This window comes from Sulfurimonas sediminis (genome assembly GCF_014905115.1).
GTDB lineage: Bacteria > Campylobacterota > Campylobacteria > Campylobacterales > Sulfurimonadaceae > Sulfurimonas > Sulfurimonas sediminis.
This window is the reverse complement of sequence record NZ_CP041235.1, coordinates 317,758-337,794: the sequence shown is the minus strand read 5'-3', so window position 1 is coordinate 337,794 and position 20,037 is coordinate 317,758. Positions and strand designations below refer to the sequence as shown.

Here is a 20,037-nt window from a genome sequence, read left to right as displayed (position 1 = left end):
GTAATTAAAGTTAGCTTATTTTAAGTATAAATTAATAATGTAGAATGTGTGTGGGCAAATGTGTTATGAGAGTTGAAAGAAGATGCTACTCTTCTTCAATCTCAAATTCTATATTTTGATCTTTGTAGATACCGGTTCCGACAGGAATAGTACGACCGATAATAACATTTTCTTTTAGGTTTTCAAGATTATCAACTTTCGCAGAAACTGCCGCTTCTGTCAATACCTTCGTAGTATCCTGAAAAGATGCCGCTGAAATAATACTATCAGCAGAAACAGCCGCACGTGTAATACCCACCAAGAATGGCTCAGCAATTGCAGGACGACCGCCAAGACGCATGATTTTTTCATTTTCCTGAGTAAATTTTACTTTAGAAACCAAATCGCCTTCAATAAATTTTGTATCACCAGATTTTACAATTTTTACCTGACGCAACATTTGCGTAAAGATAACTTCAATGTGCTTATCTGCAATATTAACCCCTTGAGAGCGATATACTTGTTGTACTTCAGATACAAGATAGTTATAGAGTGCTTTAACACCCATGATACGCAATAATTCATGAGAAGATAAAATACCAGTAGTCAATCTCTCACCGGCATGTACAAAGTCACCTGGGTTTACAACCGGCTCATGTGATTTGTCAACAAAATACTCTTTTACAATTCCGTTGTCTGCATTGCTGACAATAATTCTTACTTTTCCACGAAGCGGTTTTCCAAAGCTGACCACACCGTCAATTTCAGAAATCAGTGCAGTTGCTTTAGGACGACGACCTTCAAAAAGTTCAGATACACGTGGAAGACCCCCGGTAATATCTGACGACTTTTGCAATGCTTTTGGTGTTTTTGCCAATATGTCAGCCACTTTCACTTCAGCACCGTCAGCAACATACACAGATGATTTTGGCTCAATCGCATAACGCAAAAGTTCTCCGTCTTCTGTTGCAAGTACAATTGCAGGCTTATACTCTGATGATATGTGATCATTAATCATCAAACGAGTTTTACCTGTCAACTCATCAAGCTGCTCACTTGCTGTTGTCCCGACAATGATATCTTCATATTTGACAACACCGTTAGCTTCAGAGATAATAGGGTTAGAGTATGGATCCCATTCTGCAATTACAACAGACTCATCTGATGAAGGTTTCGCAATAACCGTATCTCTGTCTACACCTTCATTGTCATCTGTTACAATAACTGAACCGCGTGCAATATAATGACGAATCGCTTCACGGTTATTTGTGTCAATTACAGCGGCAAAAAGACCTTTTTCTACAACTTCATATCCTGACTTCAGCCCTTCAAACCGCTCAAGGTAATCCCCTTTAAGCAAGAAGTATTTCACAGTACCCTCTTCTTTTGCAAGAATCTTTTTCGTAACAGGTGCACCGTCATCTACCAATAACTCTGATGCATACGGAATACGACTAGGTACATTCCATCCGTCTTTGATTGTTTCAACAATAGAGTCCAGTGCCTCTACTTTTACACCGTTTTTATGAGGGAAATAGTATTTTCCTTCAATCTGTCCGCTGACACCCGCAAGTTCATTCGGCTTCGCTATTTCAAGCTTACGCAGTGAATAACGAACAGTTTCATCTTCAGATTTCACACTGATGATGACTTCATCATGAATCGTCTGAATTTCAACAGTTCCCGCAAACGGTGCTTTTATTTTTGGTTCAACCAGTAAAACACCCGCATTACGACGGTTGGCAACAATGTTTTTACCCTCTTTGTTTTTATACGTTTTCAGGTTGTAATAACGGATAAAACCTTCTTTTTCTGCAATAACCTGACGTTCCTGTGCAGTAGAAGATGCCGTTCCACCCACGTGGAATGTACGCAATGTCAACTGTGTACCAGGCTCACCGATTGACTGTGCCGCAATAATTCCTATCGCTTCACCAGGACGAACAATATATCCTGTTGCAAGGTTCACACCATAACACAAGGCACATACACCTTCTTCGCTTTTACATGTAGTCGGTGTTCTGATTACCGCTGTTTTGATACCTGACTCAGCAATAACTTTTGCAGAAACTTCATCTAAAAGCGTTCCCTCAGCATAAAGAATTTCATTGGAGATAGGGTCAATAACATCATCCGCAAGAACACGACCGTTCAATCTGTCTTCCAATGATTCTATCAGTGTATTTTGATCTGATATATCAGAAATCTCTATCCCCTCGTGTGTATGACAGTCATGCTCAACAATTTTAACATTCTGTGCAACATCAACAAGTTTACGAGTCAAATACCCTGCATTGGCAGTTTTAAGTGCCGTATCTGCTAGACCTTTACGCGCACCGTGTGTGGAAATAAAATACTCGATAACATTCAGACCCTCTTTAAAGTTTGAAATAATAGGAGTTTCAATAATTTCTCCTGACGGTTTTGCCATCAGACCACGCATACCGGCAAGCTGGCGAATCTGCGCTGCAGAACCACGAGCACCGGAATCTGCCATCATATGAATAGAGTTAAAACCGTCTTTGTCCGTCTGTACCAGTTGCATCATTTCTGCTGCAAGTGTATTGTTTGTATCTGTCCAAACATCAATGATCTTGTTGTAACGTTCCTGTTCAGTCAAAAGTCCTGCTTCAAACTGTTTTTGAATTTCAATGACTCTTGCTTTAGACTCTGCAATTTTAGCAGGTTTCATATCAGGCACACGGATATCATCCGCTGAAATTGATACACCGGCTTCTGTCGCATGTTTGAAACCCAAATCTTTCAAACGGTCAAGGAAAGATGCAGTGATACCGATTCCCCCGTGTTTTTGTACATAATCAACAATCTCATTAATAGCTTTTTTCTTCATTACTTTGTTCCAAAGCTCAGCCGGAACAAAGTCAGGAAGAATGGCCTTAATCAAAAGACGACCTGCCGTTGTATGAATAATACGTCCGTCAACACGCGTTCTAACCTTTGCATGCAGGTCAAGTGCGTCATGCTCTAAAGCAATTCTGATCTCATCAACATTTGCAAAAAGTTTGTTAGAACCCTTCACACCGTTTTTCTCAAGTGAAAGATAATAAATACCAAGGACCATATCCTGAGAAGGTGTAGCAATAGCCTTTCCGGATGCAGGAAGCAAAATATTCATAGAAGCCAGCATCAATACCTTACATTCAGCAATAGCGGCAGAAGAAAGCGGCACGTGTACAGCCATCTGATCCCCGTCAAAGTCGGCATTGAATGCCGCACAAACCAATGGATGCAGTTGAATTGCTTTTCCGTCTATCAGTTTAGGGTGAAACGCTTGAATAGACAGTTTATGCAGTGTCGGTGCACGGTTGAGCATAATAGGATACCCATCAACAATCTCTGCAAGACACTCCCAAACCTCATTTGTTTTTTCTTCAATCATTTTTTTGGCAGCTTTTACCGTTGTTGCATAGCCTTTGTCTTCAAGTTTTGCAATCAAATGCGGCTTAAAGAGTTCAAGTGCCATTTTTTTAGGCAAACCACATTCATCCATTCGCAAAGACGGTCCGACTACAATGACAGAACGTCCGGAAAAGTCAACACGTTTACCAAGCAGGTTTTGTCTAAAACGCCCCTGCTTTCCTTTAATGATTTCACTTAAAGATTTCAAAGGACGCTTGTTTGCGCCTTTTACCGCGTTTGCACGGCGACCATTGTCAAAAAGTGCATCTACAGACTCCTGCAACATACGCTTTTCGTTTCTGACAATAATTTCAGGTGCTTCAAGTTCTACAAGACGTTTTAAACGCTGATTACGGTTAATAACACGACGATATAAATCATTTACATCAGATACAGCAAACTTACCGCCGTCAAGTGATACTAACGGACGTAAATCCGGTGGAAGAACCGGCAGTACAGTCAGCATCATCCAGGCAGGATTGTTGCCTGAATTTAAAAATGACTCAATAACTTTCAGACGTTTGTTAATCGTTTTTTTCTTTGCCTCAGATTTTGTTTCGCCAATCGCTTCTTTTAAGTTGGTAAAAAGGTCAACCAAATCAATAGAATCCAACAAATCACGAATAACTTCACCACCCATACGGGCCTTGAAACCAAGCTCACCAAATCTCTGTACAAGTGTACGGTACTGCTCTTCATTTAAAACATCATATTTTAAAACCGGAGTTTTGGCCTCTGCATCATAATAAGACTCTCCACCCTCTTCTACGATATACGCTTCATAATAGAGTACACGCTCCAAATCTTTCATTTTGATTCCAAGCAGTGTACCGATACGCGAAGGCAGTGAGCTTACATACCATATATGTGCAACCGGAGTCACCAATTCAATGTGTCCCATACGTGTACGACGCACTTTTGTAGATGTTACTTCAACACCACATTTTTCACACACCACACCTTTATAGCGCATCTTTTTGTACTTGCCGCAAAGACACTCATAGTCCCTTACAGGTCCAAAGATTTTTGCACAGAACAAACCGTCACGCTCAGGTTTTAAAGTACGATAATTAATAGTTTCTGGCTTTTTAACTTCTCCGTGACTCCATGACATTACCTTTTCAGGGGATGCCAAACGGAATTGGAGCTGTTTTATATCTTTTGGTCTGCTGTCTTCTGTTACTTCTACCGGTACTAATTTACTCATCGTCTTCTACCTCGTCCATAATATCTACATCAAGAGCCAATGCCTGCAGCTCTTTTGTTAATACAAATAGTGTTTCAGGAATACCAGATTCTGGCACCAATTCACCTTTTGTAAGTGCTTTGTAAGCACGTACACGACCATCAACATCATCTGATTTGATAGTCAACATCTCTTTAAGCACTGCCGATGCGCCGTACGCTTCAAGCGCCCAGACTTCCATCTCACCGAATCTTTGACCACCAAAGAGTGCTTTACCACCGACTGGTTGTTGTGTAACAAGCGAGTATGGTCCGGTTGAACGGGCATGAATTTTTTCATCCACCAGGTGGTGCAGTTTTAAGATGTACATGTAACCTACATTGACACGTTCTTTCATCTTCTCACCGGTTTTTCCGTCATAAAGTACACGTTTACCGTCAGCATCCATATTTGCCAGTTTGTAGAGTTTTTCAAACTCTTGGGCATTTGTACCTTCAAAAATAGGTGCAGCAAATTTAACACCCTTGGCCCAGTCTCTTGCATGGATCAGGAACTCTTCATCACTCATATTTCCGATAACTTCAGAAGCTTTCATCATTCCTGCAACATCAGCTATCTCAATCATTTTTGTACGAAGATTTTGTATATAGTCTTTTTGTTTTGAGTCAAACTCTGCCTGTATCTGGTCACCAAGCTCACGGCCTGCCATACCAAGGTGCATTTCCAAAATCTGACCGATATTCATACGAGAAGGTACACCAAGCGGATTCAGACAAACATCAACAGAACGCCCGTCTTCCATATACGGCATATCTACCTCAGGAACTATAATAGAGACAATACCTTTGTTTCCGTGACGTCCGGCCATCTTGTCACCGACTTTGAGATGACGTTTTGTAGCTATATAGATTTTTACATACTTCACAACACCGTTTGGTAAAATGTCGTCTTTTTCCAAGATAGTGAGTTTCTCTTCATGCTCATCTCTGAAAACTCTTTTTTGCTTTTGGAAATGACTTTTCGTTTTGTTGTACTCATCCTGAATCTCCTGTGAAAAAGATTTGACGATTGCATTCATCGCAAAACGGTTTACTTCTTTTAAATCATCTCCGTTGATTTTCTCTCCGGCCTTATACTCAGTATCACCTATTTTGATGTCACTCTGTAAAGGTTCACGGGTGAGAAGTTTTGTCACACGAAGCATCTCTTCTTTATCTATCATAATAAGCCTGTCATAATGCTCACGTTCAAGATAGTCTCTCTCCTCTTTCTCTAGTTCTAATGCACGAGGATCTTTGTCATACCCTTTTTTTGTAAATACTTTAATATCTACAACCACCCCTTCCATTGACGGTGGACAGTAGAGTGATTTATTGACAACATGACCGGCTTTTTCACCGAATATTGCACGTAAAAGACGCTCTTCCGGTGTTGGTTTTACTTCCCCTTTTGGAGAAACTTTTCCGACAAGAATCATGCCGCCTTTGACATTTGTACCGATTTTGACAATACCCGATTCATCTAAATGTGCCAGTTCGTCATCACGAACATTCGGAATATCACGGGTAATCTCTTCTACACCGTGTTTGAGTTCACGGGCTTCTACCTCTTTTTCATAAATATGCACTGAAGTAAAAGCATCTTGACGAATCAAACGCTCTGAGATGACAATGGCATCCTCAAAGTTATACCCGTTCCATGGCATGAAAGCAACCATAGCATTGACACCAAGTGCCAGTTCCCCTTTGTCCATGTTTGGACCATCAGCTATGATCTGGTTTTTCTCAACTCTTTCACCAACTTTTACAATCGGTTTTTGAGTAAAAGAGGTATTTTGGTTGGTACGAAGATTTTTTTGTAACGGATAGTAATCAATAAAGATTTCACCGTCTTCTTCACCCATCACATAAATGTGTTTCCCGTCAACTTTTTCAATTTTACCAGCACGTTTTGCTTTTACACATTCCCATGCATCACGGGCGACCAGTTTCTCAACACCTGTTCCAACCATAGGAGCATTTGCACGTAAAAGAGGTACTGCCTGACGTTGCATGTTTGATCCCATTAGCGCACGGTTGGCATCATCATGTTCCAAGAACGGAATCAGTGAAGCGGCTACACCGACAACCATCTGAGAAGAGAGGTCAGCATACTCACACTCTTTAGGATCACGTAAAAGGATTTCACCATCTTGTCTTACTGCAATCAGGTCTTCAACAAACTGACCGTTTTCATCCAGTTTGTTAGAAGCAGCGGCAATTTTTTTGCCCTCTTCCTGTGTTGCAGTCAGATAGACAATTTCATGGGTCACTTTTCCGTCTTTCATCACTTTGTAAGGAGCTTCAATAAATCCATGCTCGTTTACTTTTGCATACATTGCAAGTGTATTGATAAGACCGATATTTTGTCCCTCCGGTGTTTCAACAGGACAGATTCTACCATAATGTGTCGGGTGAACATCACGCACTTCAAAACCGGCACGCTCTTTAACAAGACCGCCTTCACCAAGAGCCGAAAGACGACGTTTGTGTGTCACTTCAGAGAGTGGATTCGTCTGATCCATAAACTGAGAAAGCTGACCGCCTGAAAAGAATTCCATAATTGTAGAGGTAATCATTTTTGAGTTAATCAAATCATGAGGCATAAGCTCATTCATCGGTCCGCTCATCGTAGAGAGCTTGTCACGAATTGCTTTTTGCATTTTTACAAGCCCGTTGTGCAATTCATTTCCTAAAAGCTCACCGATAGAACGAATACGACGGTTACCCAAGTGATCTCTATCATCCAGGTGACCCTGCCCGTTTTTCACTTTAATTACATATTTTACAGACTCTATAATATCTTCATGTGTCAAAACAGTCACATACTCAGGAATATTCATTCCTAACTTATGATTCATTTTCATACGACCAACCTGAGTCAGATCATATCTCTCAGGATCAAAGAAGAGCTGGTTGACAAATATTTTTGCAGCCTCTTTAGTTACAGGCTCGCCCGGACGCATTACTTTGTAGATACGAATCGCAGCCAAATCATTCTCATCTTCAATATCTTCTGTCTGTTTCAGCAGCTTCAGAGAATCTGTATCCGCATTGAATGCGTTGATGATAGAACTGTCAACACCTTCGGCGATATCATTGGCGATTTTGAATTCTGTTACACCGATTTCAGCCATTTTCTTTAATTTTGTTTCATCTATATGCGTCATTGCATCAAATAAAACTTCCCCGGTTTCCGGGTCAATGATAGGCTCAGCCAAATATCTGTCCAGGAGTATTTCCAAAGGATACTGAACTTCTTTCACGCCATCATCTAAAAGTTTTTGTACTTTTTTGCTTGAAAGTCTTTTCCCTGCAGCTACAAGAACCTTATCGTTCATATCAACCAAATCATAAGAGATACGTGTTGCATAATCTTTAGGATTAAAATCCATAGAAAAAGTATTGTCATTGATTTTTATTGTCTGAATCGGGTAAAAGAGTTTTAAAATATCCTGTTTGGAATATCCCAAAGCACGAAACATAATTGTTACAGGTACTTTACGACGTTTATTGATTCTCATATAGAGAATATCTTTAGGATCATACTCAAAATAGAGCCATGAACCACGGTCAGGAATAATCTGTCCGGTATAAATTAATTTGTTTCCTGCCGTAGTCGACTCTTCTTCTTTAAAGATAACACCCGGCGATCGGTGTAACTGGTTGACAACAACGCGTTCCACGCCGTTGATAATAAAAGAAGTTCTGTCGGTCATAAGGGGAATATCACGAACAAATATACTCTGCTCTTTTATATCTTTTACACCAAGTTTTTCTTTTGTGTTTTCATCTCTGTCCCACAAAATAAGGCGTGTTTTCATTCTTAGGCTTACTGCATAGGTAAGTCCTCTTTCCATACATTCACGAACGGTATATTTTGGGTTCGTGACTTCAGAGCCGATATATTCGACAGTTAATCTGTTTTGTGCATCATGGATAGGAAAAACAGATTGAAAAACTTTTTCAATACCGCTTGTTGCTCTGTCTTTTTCATTTAACATTAAAAATGTGTCATATGAGCTTTGTTGCAGTTGGAGTAAATTTGGTACTTCAATTTCTTGAGGAGTTTTAGAGAAGTCTATACGAAGACGGTTTCCGGAATATAAAGTGTTTAACATAGGCTACCTCGATAAGTTGTTAATTAGGGACTTGATAAGTTCAAGCATATCGTATCCAGTCGTCACCAGATAGATTATTTTACTCTTAGGTATTAAGAGATTTTTTTATAGTGCTTATAAACGACATAAGGGCACTTTAGCCAAGAGAGTTCATTCTCTTCGCTAAAGCGCCCAAAAAAGAGGGACAAAACCCTCTTTGTTTTTAAGTTAAGATTACTTAACTTCTACTGTAGCACCAGCTTCTTCTAAAGCAGCTTTTGCTTCTTCAGCAGTTTCTTTATCTACACCCTCTTTGATTGTAGACGGTAAGCTTTCACATGCTTCTTTCGCTTCTTTGAGTCCAAGACCAGTTAATGCACGAACCGCTTTAATAACACCGATTTTTTTCGCACCAACATCAGTCAATACAACATTAAATTCAGTCTGCTCAGCAGCAGCTCCACCAGCATCACCGGCAACACCAGCAACAGCAACAGGTTGTGCAGAAACACCAAATTTTTCTTCAAATTCTTTTACAAGCTCAGAAAGCTCAAGAACAGATAAACCAGAAATAAATTCTAATACGTCTTCTTTAGTTACAGCCATTTAAGACTCCTTTATTTTTATTATTTATTTTTTGTGAATAATCACATTGAGAAAGGAAGACTAAGCTTCCTCTTCTTCTTTCTTTTTGCGTAAAGCATCGATTCCAATTGCCATATTGGTGATTGGGGCCATCCATGTTGCAGCAAGCATACCGAGAAGCTCATCACGACCAGGAAGTTTGGCGAATGCCTCGATTTTAGCTACGTCTGCAGGTTCTTTATCCAAATAACCGGCTTTAATCACGAACTTGTCATGATCTTTAGCGAAATCAGCCGCGATTTTAGCAGCATTGATAACATCATCAGACCAAATAAAAATATTTGTATCTTTGATTTCAACACCACTCATCTCAGCATTATTCAGTGCAATTGTTGCTAAAGTATTTTTAACAACCTGAACACTTGTGTCTTTTGCACGAGCAGATTTACGTAACTCTTCAAGTTCACTTACAGTTAAACCTTTGTAGTCACATATTACAACTGCCGTAGTATTAGCAAATGAAGTAGTTAATTGCTCAATTATTTCAGCTTTTTTTGACTTAAGCATATATATAGTTCTCCTTTCCAGACATAACTTCAAGCGGGGCGGAAGGGTACGATTAAGCTCACTGCCGACACGGCAGATACCCCCAGCTATCTTTAGTCCAAGTAATTCAGATTTCCAAAATGAAAATCTTTATTGTAATATATCTTTTATACTACAATAAAAACTTTTATTTTAGCATAGGAAAAAATTTAGTTTTTTCCTATGAGGGGCTTTAGCCCGCTTATTTAATATCTGCCAACTCTATAACATCAAGTTTAACCGCAGGACTCATAGTTAAACTCAATGCTGCATTTTTAATATAACGCCCTTTTGCAGAGGCAGGTTTTTGCTTGTTGATGGCTACAAGAAAAGTAGTTAAATTCTCAGCAATTTGAGAAGCTTCAAAGCTTGCTTTGCCTATACCGGCATGGATATTACCTTTTTTATCAACTCTAAAGTTAACCTGTCCGCCTTTGACATTTTTTACAGCTGTTGCAACATCAGGTGTTACAGTTCCCGTTTTAGGATTTGGCATCAATCCTTTTGGCCCAAGAATACGACCAATCTGACCTACAAGACCCATACAGTCAGGTGCAGCAACAACAACATCAAAGTTAAATACACCTTCTTTGATTTGTGCAACCAAATCATCAGTTCCAACGATATCTGCACCGGCGGCTTTTGCTTCATCAGCTTTGGCACCTTTGGCAAATACAGCTACACGAACTGTTTTACCGGTTCCGTGAGGAAGAACGACAGCACCACGAACCATTTGGTCAGCGTGACGAGGATCTACATTTAAGTTCATTGCAATTTCAACTGTTTCGTCAAACTTTGCACTTTTTAAATCTTTTACTGTTGCAGAAGCTTCTTCTACACCATATGATTTTGTTTTGTCAATTTTTTCTAATAATTGTTTATATCTTTTGCTCATTACAAATCTCCATATTAATTCTGCCACATAATTTTGAAATCACTGTGGTCGATGATTATTTTTTACTAGTCTTTAATTTCTATACCGATTGAACGAGCAGAACCTGCCAAAGTATTTGCAGCCATCTCTTTGTCGTCAGTATTTAAATCTTCGATTTTAGCTTCTACAACTTCCATAAGCTGTGCACGAGTTAGTGACCCTACTTTGTTTTTAAGAGGGTTGTCACTCCCTTTTTTCAGTCCGGCTGCTTTCATTAAAAGTTCAGAAGCAGGTGGTTGTTTTGTAACAAAAGAAAAACTTCTGTCATTGTAAACTGTAATAATAACAGGAACTTTGAATCCCATTTTATCTTTTGTTTTTTCATTGAATGCTTTACAGAATTCCATGATATTAACACCACGTTGTCCTAATGCAGGTCCTACTGGTGGAGCCGGGTTAGCTTTACCAGCTTCTATTTGTAGCTTGATATAATCCATGACTTTTTTTGCCATTTTTTGTCCTTTTTCATTATTTAATTACGTAATCCAAACGAGGTCCAGTTTACTACGCTAAGGTTAAGTTTCAAAATTTAAAACCTAGCCTTAGCGTAGCAGGGTTCTTTATTAGATTATTTTTTCTACCTGTGTGTAAGAAATATCTACAGGAGTAGCTCTACCAAAGATTGAAACATTCAGCTTAAGAGTACCGTGTTCAAGGTCATACTCATCAACAGTTCCCGTAAAGTTGGCAAAAGGCCCGTCAATAATACGTACCGTTTCACCATTATCAAAAAATACTTTTGGTTTTGGAGCAGCACGGTTGTTCACACGGTCCAAAATAACATTAATGTCATGTTCGCTCAAAGGTGTAGGCGTGTTTCCTTCCCCGATAAAACCTGATACTTTTGGTATTGACTGAATCATATGCTGAATTTCTGTGTTTAAATCTATGCGGGCAAACACATAACCGGAATACAGAGATCTTTCACTCACCTTTTTCTTTCCGTCTTTTACTTCAATAACATCCTCTGTAGGAACTATTACATCTGTAATATGCTCTTCTAAACCATGTTCTTTTATCATATTAAAGATTGCATCTCTCACTGTTCTGTCACTGCCATAGGTCTGTATAGAGTACCATTGATGTGCCATTTTTTACTCCTTAACCTAAAATTGCAGACATAACAGATGACATAAGCAAGTCAACCAATGCAAGAAATGCCGCTATTGCAGATACTACAATAACAACTGCTATATACGCCTGTTTTACCTGACTTTTTGTAGGAAAGATAACTTTGCTCAGTTCCAGTCTTGCGTTACTTATTACTTTACTTAAATTCATCTATCTTTTCCATTATATTGAAATGTCATTTGTTATAAATAAAGCAGATCTGCTCTACTTATAATAAATGTGTGGCAGGCGTAGAGAGACTCGAACTCCCAACACCCGGATTTGGAATCCGGTGCTCTACCATTGGAGCTATACGCCTAGTTAAATCTGTAATCACCACACTTACGCTTTAGCGACGGTGGTGTCGGCATTTAGTGCCAGATATTACAGTTTCATCTCTTTGTGAATTGTGTGCTCTTTACACCATTTACAGTATTTACGTACTGAAAATTTCTCAGTGTGAGTCTTTTTGTTTTTTGTTGTGTGATAATTACGTCTTGTACATTTCTCACAACCTAAGTGTATTGCTTCTCTCATATTAAGGGACCTTTTAAAGGATTTTGCATATTAGCCAAAGGCTAATTATGCAAGAATCTCTGCAACAACACCGGCACCAACTGTACGTCCACCCTCACGGATAGCGAACTTAGTACCTTTTTCCATTGCAATTGGGTGAATTAACTCAGCAGTAATACTTACGTTATCACCTGGCATTACCATCTCAGTACCTTCTGGTAAAGTGATTGCTCCAGTAACGTCTGTAGTACGTACATAGAACTGTGGACGATAACCATTAAAGAATGGAGTATGACGACCACCCTCATCTTTACTCAGAACATAGATTTCTGCAGTAAATTTAGTGTGAGGTGTAATTGTACCCGGCTTACAAAGTACTTGACCACGCTCAACTTCATCTTTCGCAATACCACGAACAAGAATACCACAGTTGTCACCGGCTTCACCTTGCTCCATTTCTTTACGGAACATTTCAACACCAGTTACAGTAGTTTTTTGTGTATCACGGATACCAACGATTTCTACTTCTTCACCAACTTTGATAATACCACGCTCGATACGTCCAGTAACAACTGTACCACGACCAGAGATTGAGAAAACATCTTCAACAGGCATCAAGAAATCTTTGTCAGTTTCACGTTCTGGTTCAGGAATGTACTCATCAACAGTTTTCATAAGCTCAACAATCTTTTCAGACCATTCACCCAAAGTACCTGCTTTTGCTTCTTCAAGAGCTTTTAATGCTGAACCTGCAGTGATTGGAGTGTCATCACCCGGGAATTCATACATGTCAAGCAGTTCACGGATTTCCATTTCAACTAGCTCTAACAACTCTTCATCATCAACCATATCTTCTTTGTTCATGAAAACAACGATGTACGGAACACCAACTTGTTTTGAAAGAAGGATGTGCTCACGAGTTTGTGGCATTGGGCCATCCGCTGCAGAAACAACAAGAATAGCACCGTCCATTTGTGCAGCACCAGTAATCATGTTTTTAACATAATCCGCGTGACCAGGACAGTCAACGTGTGCATAGTGACGGTTGTCTGTTTCATACTCTACGTGTGAAGTAGCGATAGTAATACCACGCTCTCTTTCTTCAGGTGCATTATCGATTGCATCATAATCCATAAATTTTGCATCATTTTTAACTGCAAGTACTGCAGTAATAGCTGCTGTTAATGTTGTTTTACCGTGGTCAACGTGACCAATTGTACCGATGTTAACATGGGGTTTGTTACGTTCAAACTTTTCTTTTGCCATAATGTTCTCCGACTTTAATTTTGAATTGAAATGGAATTATACCCAAAAATCATTCAATTATTGCTTAATTAAAACATAATTTTACTTAAATGGAGCTCACGAGCGGATTTGAACCGCCGACCTCTTCCTTACCAAGGAAGTGCTCTACCCCTGAGCCACGAGAGCAAACGAGATTATATTAAGCAATAATTGAATAATTCTTTTTTATTTTGATATTAGTTTTTTTGTGATTAGAGTATTCTATATAAATATATATTTTACAAATATACAGATTGTATGAAGTAAGATAGAAATTATACTTCAGCTTCCAGAATCTCAAATGGAGCGGGTGAAGGGATTCGAACCCTCGACAGCCTGCTTGGAAGGCAGGAACTCTAGCCACTGAGTTACACCCGCATATGAGTGGTGGTGGGAAGAGGAGTCGAACCTCTGAACCCATAGGGAGCAGATTTACAGTCTGCCGTCGTTGGCCACTTGACTATCCCACCACGTGTACATTTATAAAATGTTTTCTGGTCTAACACTGTTTCTAATATTCAAAATTCAATGGTGCCGACACGAGGATTTGAACCCCGGGCCTGCTGATTACAAATCAGCTGCTCTAGCCAACTGAGCTATGTCGGCATCGAATTTGAGCCAGAATTATAGTGCAAAATAAATTCTATGTCAAGGGTTTTTGTCAGAAATTTATAAAATCACCGTCTTTTAGTATAATTGGCCTAAAATTTCCCCCAAACTCTTCTATTTCTTCAGTAATCTCTTTTAAATATGACGGTTTTATATGGTTAATATAGAGTCTCATATCATCTCTTTGTAATTTCTGCAATGCTTCAAAAAGCAGTTTTGGTGTCAGATGTTTGCTTACTTTTGCTAAGTTTTCCATACTTGAGGGAAAAGAGCATTCAACAACAAGCGACTTTATTTCTCTGTCATTGTCCAATCTGTTTATAATATTTTCAAGAGAGAGTGTATCTGCCGTTATAAGTACGCCTCTGTTGTTTACTTTATAAATATAGCCACAACTCGGAACCGTATGGTCAGTTTCAATTGGCATAATAGTTGTTTTGTTATTAAGTGTATATCTCTCGTTACAATATATATCACGGTACCTGATGCTCATTTCTTCTGAGCCCTCCAAAGGAATTTTGGAAAAATCCGGCCATATTGTGTCATTAAAAAAATGTTTTTTTAATGCCTGTATGGTTTGGGGCAAGCCTATGATATGCAAAGTTTTTCTTCTTTGTAAAAAATAGTTGTCTACAATATAGGCTATATCAGATATATGATCAAGGTGAGAATGTGTTAAATAAATATACTCTACATGTAAAGAGTTCTCGGCCAAAGCATTTAGAAGATTTCCGGCATCTATCACAGTTCCGGCATCCAACATAAAGGATGTTGTGCCAAAACCTTTGGCTTTTGTTCCATAGGCACCTAAAATTTTTATACTGTTTTCATACATTTTATACACTTTTTGCTGTTTTGGAAATATTATAGCATTTATGTAGATATAATTAGATTAACAGTTTTTATAAAGGCAAGAGTAGATGTTAAAAATATTATTTTCTCCATCAGAAGGGAAAAAGAGCGGCGGAAGGGAAAAGGAAAAAGATCTTTTTGGTGCGCCAAATGCCAGGAAAGAAATTTTGGACGCTTATAATACTGTAGTATTAAGCGGTAATGAAGAGAAGATAAAACAACTTTTTGGTTTTAAAAAATTCGGTGAATGCCGGTCTTACATAAACGATATATACAATTCTCCTTTGATGTGTGCGATAGAACGCTATCAGGGTGTAGCCTATGACTACCTGAAATATGATGAACTCAATGAAAATGCGCAAGAGCATCTTAAAAACAATACCCTTATATTTTCAAATCTTTACGGTCCTGTACTCGGTGGTGATGTGATTGCAAACTATAAAGTCAAACAGGGAAACACTGTCGGTGATATTGCACCGGATAAATTTTACAAAGAACGATTTTCCTACCAGCTTGATTTATATCTTGGGGGGCATGATATTTTAGATTTACGGGCAGGCTATTATAATAAATTTTACAAACTCACGCAACCGCATACAACACTGAAATTTTTAAAAAACGGAAAAACAGTTTCACACTGGGCAAAAGCCTATCGGGGCATTGTTTTGCGTGAAATTGCAAAAGCCGGTGTAAATTCTCTGGATGATTTTATGAAACTTGAGATAGAAAATTTGCAGGTTCACGAGATTACAGAGCAAAAATTAAAAAAAGAAATTGTTTACAATATAATAGAATAGGAGAAACACACTATGAAAGACTCTCAAGAGTATAAAGAAAAAAAAGCTTTTTTTGAAAAAATCATTACCCTGTATGGAAGGAATGTCGTTGTAGAAATACTCCAAGACAGTTCGATTGAAATTCATAAACTGCATCTGGCTGATTCAAACAAACCTGACGGAGCAATAAAAAAGATTCTTCTGCTTGCAAAAGAACGTGGGATTGAAATAGTCAAACACAATAAAGCCGCTCTTTCACGCATAAGTAAAAATGCAAAACAGGATCAGGGAGTAGCCATTGATATAGTTTCTAAAACATATTTACATGTAAACAAAATAAAAGAACTGCAGCAATACAGACTCATTGCACTTGACGGTATACAAAATCCGCAAAATTTAGGAATGATTATACGCTCGTGTGCTGCAGGAAATATTGACGGTGTCATTCTGCCAAAGAGAAACTCGGCAAAAATTTCCCCTCTTGTTGTCAAAGCAAGTGCCGGCACTCTTTTTAAACTGCCTGTCTACTTTTGTAATACACTTGAAGAGATATTGCCGCAACTTCAAGAAGCAAAAATCTATTCCCTCTCCTCCCATGCAAAAACTGCTCTCAACGATATCAGAGAAGAGAAAAAAACCGTCTATGTTTTGGGGAATGAGAACGAAGGCGTCAGTGATACAGTGGAAAAACTCTGCAATGATTCTGTCTCTATTCCCATGAACAGAGGTGTAGAATCTCTCAACGTTGCCGTTACGGCATCACTGATTGCCTTTAAAGCGTAACCTTGGGGTTACCTTCTCTTACCATTGCTCTAAAAAGATCAAACATCTTAAAACTCGCTTCTTCCATATCTTTAAATCCACTGATAACATTCTCCTGGTTTTCTTTCGTAATACAGGTATGTTCAGGTACACAGCGCATTACTTCAAATATTTTATCATGCACTCTTTTATGGACATTTCCCAACTCTTTATAGGCTTTTGTATGTTCAAACTTCTGCTTTGCATCGGTGTTGTACCATTGTCCCATTCTACATTTGTTATGATCGACAAACTCTTTTGCCATTGCTTCATTTTCATCCAAAAGTGCTTTATAGGCTTTGTGCTTGAGAATAATATGGTCTACTTTTGCCAGACTGGTATAGAGTGAATCATACATAAATACAGCTTCATACGCTGATTCATTTGCTTTGTTTGCAAAGCTGTTCAGTGTATTGTTAAACTTTGAAACATCTTCTTGAGAACGCATTGCAAGATCAGTAATCTGCATGGAGTTGTTTTGAATGTCATCCGCTTCCTGCTTCAGTGTGTTGGTTGTAATGGAGATTTCCTGGGTTGCTTTTTGCGTTCTTTCGGCCAGTTTTCTTACCTCATCGGCTACTACAGCAAACCCTCGTCCGTGCTCTCCGGCACGCGCTGCTTCGATAGCAGCATTGAGTGCTAGAAGATTTGTCTGATCAGCAATATCTTTAATCAAATCAACGATAGCATTTATTTCACTTGTCTGTTCATTCAAAGCACGAATGACTTCATCTGAATTTGTAATAAGTGTGATGAGCTCTTCCAGCCTGTTTGTAATATTATTCACCACAACTTTGGACTCTGTTGCTTCCTCTGCCGTCTCTTGTGTACTGTGTGCAATTCTTTGCAATATGTCCAGATTATCAGATATATCTTCTTGAATAATATTCAGCCCACGTGTCACACCCCCATTACTGTTAACATCAAAAACTTCTCCAAGGTTTGTTTTTTGTGCAGCTTTGTGAGATATTCCTATAGACGTAATGGCATGGTTGAGTGCAGGAATAGATGCAAGAACTTCTCCCCTGTATCCGTTTTCATAAATTATTCTGTTGTTATATCCTGCATTTGCATTTTCAATCGAGGCAATCACATCACGGATATACTGTTCTGTCTGATCCAGCAAATCATTGATTCCCCATGCGACTCCCTGCATTATATGGGTCTCAGGTATATTTGTAATTCTATGAGAAAGTTCTCCTTTGCCAACCCTGAGAAGCACATCCCTGATCTGTCGAATCAACTCATCCTGAAATATTTTATCGCAGATATCACCTGATGCAAGTGATAAAAGCAATGTTACGATAAGTCCAACAAATACTGCTCCGGCAAATATATACTGTCCTGTAATCAATGTGTAAATCAATATGGCGCCTAAAAGCATATAGAGGGAAAGTGTTTGTTTAGTGCTGTAAATGGAAGATAAAATCGTCATACCCTGTCCTTTTTTCATGGAGTAGTGCGTCAAGCATTTGTTCGGAGCCAGCCATTCCCGATCTTTTTTCTTCTTGCAGCAACTGTGCATACAGTTCAGGAATGACCGCCATTGCCTTGGCAGAGGGCTTACGCCTTACAGAATGATAATCAATAACATTTCCATTTTCCCCTAAAGTGACTGTGACATTTGCCAACACCCAGTAATAGGAACCGTCTTTTGAGAGATTTTTCACATAGGCAAATATCTCTTTCTTTGCCTGCAGTCTCTCCCACAGCAGTTTAAAGATAACCTTAGGCATATCAGGATGTCTCAGTATTGAGTGGGGCTGGCCTAGCAACTCTTTTTCTTCATAACCGGAAATCTTTATAAAAATTTTATTCCCGTAAAGAATTTTTCCTTTTGTATCAGTTTTAGAAACTATAAACTCATCTTCTGAGAGTGTTATTTCATTATTTCTCGGAACAATTTTATTCACTGTTTATCCTTTCAAAAAACAATTATATGCTAAAAAGGTTACAAGAAGCTTACAAAAATTGTATTATTTTATATAATATTACACAAGGCACTTAAGAGATCATAATTTCATAAGGACGGCGAATTTCCCGAATAACTTCATCCACACTCATATGACGGGATTTTCGCAAAAATTCTCTGCCGTCTAAAAAAACGAGTACCGTAGGAATTGCAAAAACACTGAAATGTGCCGCTATTTCCTGTTCAACTGAAATATCAACAGTTACAATGGTAAATTCTTTGAAATTTCTATCTATCGCTTCGAGCAGTTTTGGCTTGAGTGCATGGCATACGTTACATGTAGGCGCAGAGAAGTAGAGCATCACTGCCAGATTTTCTTGTATTGTTTGTTCTATTGTTTCTATTGTGTTCATAATAAAATTATACTGTATAATTCCCTTATGAGTTCAATTATTTTTTCTATTTTAAGTATTTATGTTTTTATCGTGATGGGATACATCGCCAAACGCAGCTTTAAAGAACAGATAGATGAGAAAACCATTACACTCTTAAATGTCTACTTTTTACAGGTTTTTTTGACTTTTTGGGGACTTTTACTGCATCCTGTAGATATTACACTGCTCTATGCACCTGCTGTCTATCTTGTCATTGTTATGCTTGTCCTTGTGTTGTCTGCTCTTTTTGCCGTAAAACTCTTTGCAGACAAAAAAGAGTACTCTATCGCCATGGTGGCTTCCATCATAGGCAACACAGGCAATCTCGGCATTCCTTTAAACATAGCTATCTTCGGGGAAGCTTCCATTCCCTACACAACCGTTGTCAACCTTGTGAATGTTTTTGTTGTTTACACGATAGGAGTTTATTTTTATTCGCGTGGGAATTTTGATGCCAAAACCTCTCTGAAAAACATCTTCAAACTCCCCATTCTCTGGGCAGCCATCATTGCCATTGTACTCAGTGTTAATCACTATACACCCGCAGATGCCGTTATGAATATGCTGATGATGGGTGCCTATGCTTCCATGACTATGCAGCTGTTTTTGTTTGGCATCTACATGTATGACATTAAAATACGGACAATAAACAAAAAACTCATTGGCTGGGTCATGTCGCTCAAATTTGTACTCCTGCCGCTTGTCGCTTTTGTCATTTTATACAATGTCAATTTGGCACCGATGATAAAAGGGGTGATATTTATAGAACTGCTGATGCCGCTTGCCGTTGCCAATGTCAACCTGGCTTCACTCTATGATTGTAAACCAAAACTTGTGACGGCTTTGGTATTTCTCTCTTCTGTTTTATTTTTAGGCGTTGTCTTTTTTGGTGTTTCCATACTCAAATATCTTTAAC

The 20,037-nt window shown here is 38.7% G+C and carries 16 protein-coding genes, 5 tRNA genes and 1 pseudogene; 3 read left to right on the top strand and 19 right to left on the bottom strand.

Going from position 1 to position 20,037, the window contains the following annotated elements; translation table 11 throughout:
- Nucleotides 1–85: 85 nt before the first annotated feature.
- The 16 genes from rpoC to FJR45_RS01855 form a co-directional block, all read right to left on the bottom strand.
- Nucleotides 86–4,606: a DNA-directed RNA polymerase subunit beta' gene (gene rpoC / locus FJR45_RS01930; RefSeq protein WP_193151101.1), complete on the bottom strand. Its 4,521-nt coding sequence runs from the start codon at nt 4,604–4,606 to the stop codon at nt 86–88.
- Complete coding sequence (gene rpoB, locus FJR45_RS01925) at nt 4,599–8,744, bottom strand: DNA-directed RNA polymerase subunit beta (protein ID WP_193151100.1); 4,146 nt, start codon at nt 8,742–8,744, stop codon at nt 4,599–4,601. The genes rpoC and rpoB overlap by 8 nt, the downstream gene beginning before the upstream one ends.
- Nucleotides 8,745–8,957: 213 nt before the next feature.
- Complete coding sequence (gene rplL, locus FJR45_RS01920; RefSeq protein WP_193151099.1) at nt 8,958–9,329, bottom strand: 50S ribosomal protein L7/L12; 372 nt, start codon at nt 9,327–9,329, stop codon at nt 8,958–8,960.
- Between the two features lie 60 nt (nt 9,330–9,389).
- Nucleotides 9,390–9,875 carry a 50S ribosomal protein L10 gene (rplJ, locus tag FJR45_RS01915; RefSeq protein WP_193151098.1) on the bottom strand — a complete coding sequence of 162 codons (486 nt, stop codon included), beginning with the start codon at nt 9,873–9,875 and terminating at the stop codon, nt 9,390–9,392.
- A 220-nt stretch (nt 9,876–10,095) separates the two neighbouring features.
- Nucleotides 10,096–10,788: a 50S ribosomal protein L1 gene (rplA, locus tag FJR45_RS01910; protein WP_193151097.1), complete on the bottom strand. Its 693-nt coding sequence runs from the start codon at nt 10,786–10,788 to the stop codon at nt 10,096–10,098.
- Between the two features lie 65 nt (nt 10,789–10,853).
- Entirely contained in the window at nt 10,854–11,279 is a 426-nt protein-coding gene (rplK, locus tag FJR45_RS01905) for a 50S ribosomal protein L11 (RefSeq protein WP_151901153.1), read from the bottom strand.
- A 111-nt stretch (nt 11,280–11,390) separates the two neighbouring features.
- On the bottom strand, nt 11,391–11,918 hold the full coding sequence (gene nusG, locus FJR45_RS01900; protein ID WP_151901154.1) for a transcription termination/antitermination protein NusG: 528 nt from the start codon (nt 11,916–11,918) through the stop codon (nt 11,391–11,393).
- Between the two features lie 10 nt (nt 11,919–11,928).
- Nucleotides 11,929–12,108 carry a preprotein translocase subunit SecE gene (secE, locus tag FJR45_RS01895; RefSeq protein ID WP_151901155.1) on the bottom strand — a complete coding sequence of 60 codons (180 nt, stop codon included), beginning with the start codon at nt 12,106–12,108 and terminating at the stop codon, nt 11,929–11,931.
- Between the two features lie 72 nt (nt 12,109–12,180).
- Nucleotides 12,181–12,256: transfer RNA gene (locus FJR45_RS01890), tRNA-Trp, on the bottom strand.
- Nucleotides 12,257–12,321: 65 nt separating this feature from the next.
- Nucleotides 12,322–12,474: a 50S ribosomal protein L33 gene (gene rpmG / locus FJR45_RS01885; RefSeq protein WP_151901156.1), complete on the bottom strand. Its 153-nt coding sequence runs from the start codon at nt 12,472–12,474 to the stop codon at nt 12,322–12,324.
- Between the two features lie 45 nt (nt 12,475–12,519).
- Complete coding sequence (gene tuf, locus FJR45_RS01880; RefSeq protein ID WP_193151096.1) at nt 12,520–13,719, bottom strand: elongation factor Tu; 1,200 nt, start codon at nt 13,717–13,719, stop codon at nt 12,520–12,522.
- Nucleotides 13,720–13,809: 90 nt separating this feature from the next.
- A tRNA-Thr gene (locus FJR45_RS01875) sits at nt 13,810–13,884 on the bottom strand.
- Between the two features lie 155 nt (nt 13,885–14,039).
- Nucleotides 14,040–14,115, bottom strand: a tRNA-Gly gene (locus tag FJR45_RS01870).
- Nucleotides 14,116–14,122: 7 nt separating this feature from the next.
- Nucleotides 14,123–14,207 (bottom strand) — tRNA-Tyr (locus FJR45_RS01865).
- A 59-nt stretch (nt 14,208–14,266) separates the two neighbouring features.
- A tRNA-Thr gene (locus tag FJR45_RS01860) sits at nt 14,267–14,343 on the bottom strand.
- Between the two features lie 55 nt (nt 14,344–14,398).
- Nucleotides 14,399–15,181: a 3',5'-cyclic-nucleotide phosphodiesterase gene (locus tag FJR45_RS01855; RefSeq protein WP_193151095.1), complete on the bottom strand. Its 783-nt coding sequence runs from the start codon at nt 15,179–15,181 to the stop codon at nt 14,399–14,401.
- Nucleotides 15,182–15,266: 85 nt separating this feature from the next.
- Between FJR45_RS01855 and FJR45_RS01850 the strand changes: the two genes are divergently transcribed.
- Together FJR45_RS01850 and FJR45_RS01845 are read left to right on the top strand one after the other, a co-directional pair.
- Nucleotides 15,267–15,995: a YaaA family protein gene (locus tag FJR45_RS01850; protein WP_193151094.1), complete on the top strand. Its 729-nt coding sequence runs from the start codon at nt 15,267–15,269 to the stop codon at nt 15,993–15,995.
- A 12-nt stretch (nt 15,996–16,007) separates the two neighbouring features.
- A complete protein-coding gene (locus FJR45_RS01845; RefSeq protein WP_193151093.1) occupies nt 16,008–16,757 on the top strand; it encodes a TrmH family RNA methyltransferase in 750 nt (249 codons plus the stop codon).
- Here FJR45_RS01845 and FJR45_RS12665 read toward each other — a convergent pair.
- From FJR45_RS12665 to FJR45_RS01830, 3 genes and pseudogenes are all read right to left on the bottom strand, one after another.
- Nucleotides 16,747–17,541 (bottom strand): annotated as a pseudogene (locus FJR45_RS12665) (methyl-accepting chemotaxis protein); the annotation flags it as partial. The gene FJR45_RS01845 and the pseudogene FJR45_RS12665 sit on opposite strands and share 11 nt — an antisense overlap.
- A 637-nt stretch (nt 17,542–18,178) precedes the next feature.
- Nucleotides 18,179–18,688 (bottom strand): PAS domain-containing protein, encoded by a 510-nt coding sequence (locus FJR45_RS01835; RefSeq protein ID WP_193151091.1) that lies wholly within the window; start codon nt 18,686–18,688, stop codon nt 18,179–18,181.
- A 91-nt stretch (nt 18,689–18,779) separates the two neighbouring features.
- Complete coding sequence (locus FJR45_RS01830; protein WP_193151090.1) at nt 18,780–19,100, bottom strand: thioredoxin family protein; 321 nt, start codon at nt 19,098–19,100, stop codon at nt 18,780–18,782.
- Between the two features lie 27 nt (nt 19,101–19,127).
- On the opposite strand from FJR45_RS01830, the gene FJR45_RS01825 reads away from it, so the two are divergent.
- Entirely contained in the window at nt 19,128–20,036 is a 909-nt protein-coding gene (locus tag FJR45_RS01825) for an AEC family transporter (protein WP_193151089.1), read from the top strand.
- The last annotated feature ends 1 nt before the right edge of the window (nt 20,037 follow it).

What these genes read in the sequence shown, in the direction of transcription:
- rplL (WP_193151099.1), bottom strand. Translation starts at nt 9,329, where the DNA reads ATGGCTGTAACTAAAGAAGACGTATTAGAATTTATTTCTGGTTTATCT.
- rpmG (WP_151901156.1), bottom strand. Translation starts at nt 12,474, where the DNA reads ATGAGAGAAGCAATACACTTAGGTTGTGAGAAATGTACAAGACGTAAT.
- rplA (WP_193151097.1), bottom strand. Translation starts at nt 10,788, where the DNA reads ATGAGCAAAAGATATAAACAATTATTAGAAAAAATTGACAAAACAAAA.
- FJR45_RS01830 (WP_193151090.1), bottom strand. Translation starts at nt 19,100, where the DNA reads ATGAACACAATAGAAACAATAGAACAAACAATACAAGAAAATCTGGCA.
- rplJ (WP_193151098.1), bottom strand. Translation starts at nt 9,875, where the DNA reads ATGCTTAAGTCAAAAAAAGCTGAAATAATTGAGCAATTAACTACTTCA.
- FJR45_RS01825 (WP_193151089.1), top strand. Translation starts at nt 19,128, where the DNA reads ATGAGTTCAATTATTTTTTCTATTTTAAGTATTTATGTTTTTATCGTG.
- FJR45_RS01850 (WP_193151094.1), top strand. Translation starts at nt 15,267, where the DNA reads ATGTTAAAAATATTATTTTCTCCATCAGAAGGGAAAAAGAGCGGCGGA.
- tuf (WP_193151096.1), bottom strand. Translation starts at nt 13,719, where the DNA reads ATGGCAAAAGAAAAGTTTGAACGTAACAAACCCCATGTTAACATCGGT.
- rpoB (WP_193151100.1), bottom strand. Translation starts at nt 8,744, where the DNA reads ATGTTAAACACTTTATATTCCGGAAACCGTCTTCGTATAGACTTCTCT.
- rplK (WP_151901153.1), bottom strand. Translation starts at nt 11,279, where the DNA reads ATGGCAAAAAAAGTCATGGATTATATCAAGCTACAAATAGAAGCTGGT.
- FJR45_RS01855 (WP_193151095.1), bottom strand. Translation starts at nt 15,181, where the DNA reads ATGTATGAAAACAGTATAAAAATTTTAGGTGCCTATGGAACAAAAGCC.
- FJR45_RS01845 (WP_193151093.1), top strand. Translation starts at nt 16,008, where the DNA reads ATGAAAGACTCTCAAGAGTATAAAGAAAAAAAAGCTTTTTTTGAAAAA.
- nusG (WP_151901154.1), bottom strand. Translation starts at nt 11,918, where the DNA reads ATGGCACATCAATGGTACTCTATACAGACCTATGGCAGTGACAGAACA.
- secE (WP_151901155.1), bottom strand. Translation starts at nt 12,108, where the DNA reads ATGAATTTAAGTAAAGTAATAAGTAACGCAAGACTGGAACTGAGCAAA.
- rpoC (WP_193151101.1), bottom strand. Translation starts at nt 4,606, where the DNA reads ATGAGTAAATTAGTACCGGTAGAAGTAACAGAAGACAGCAGACCAAAA.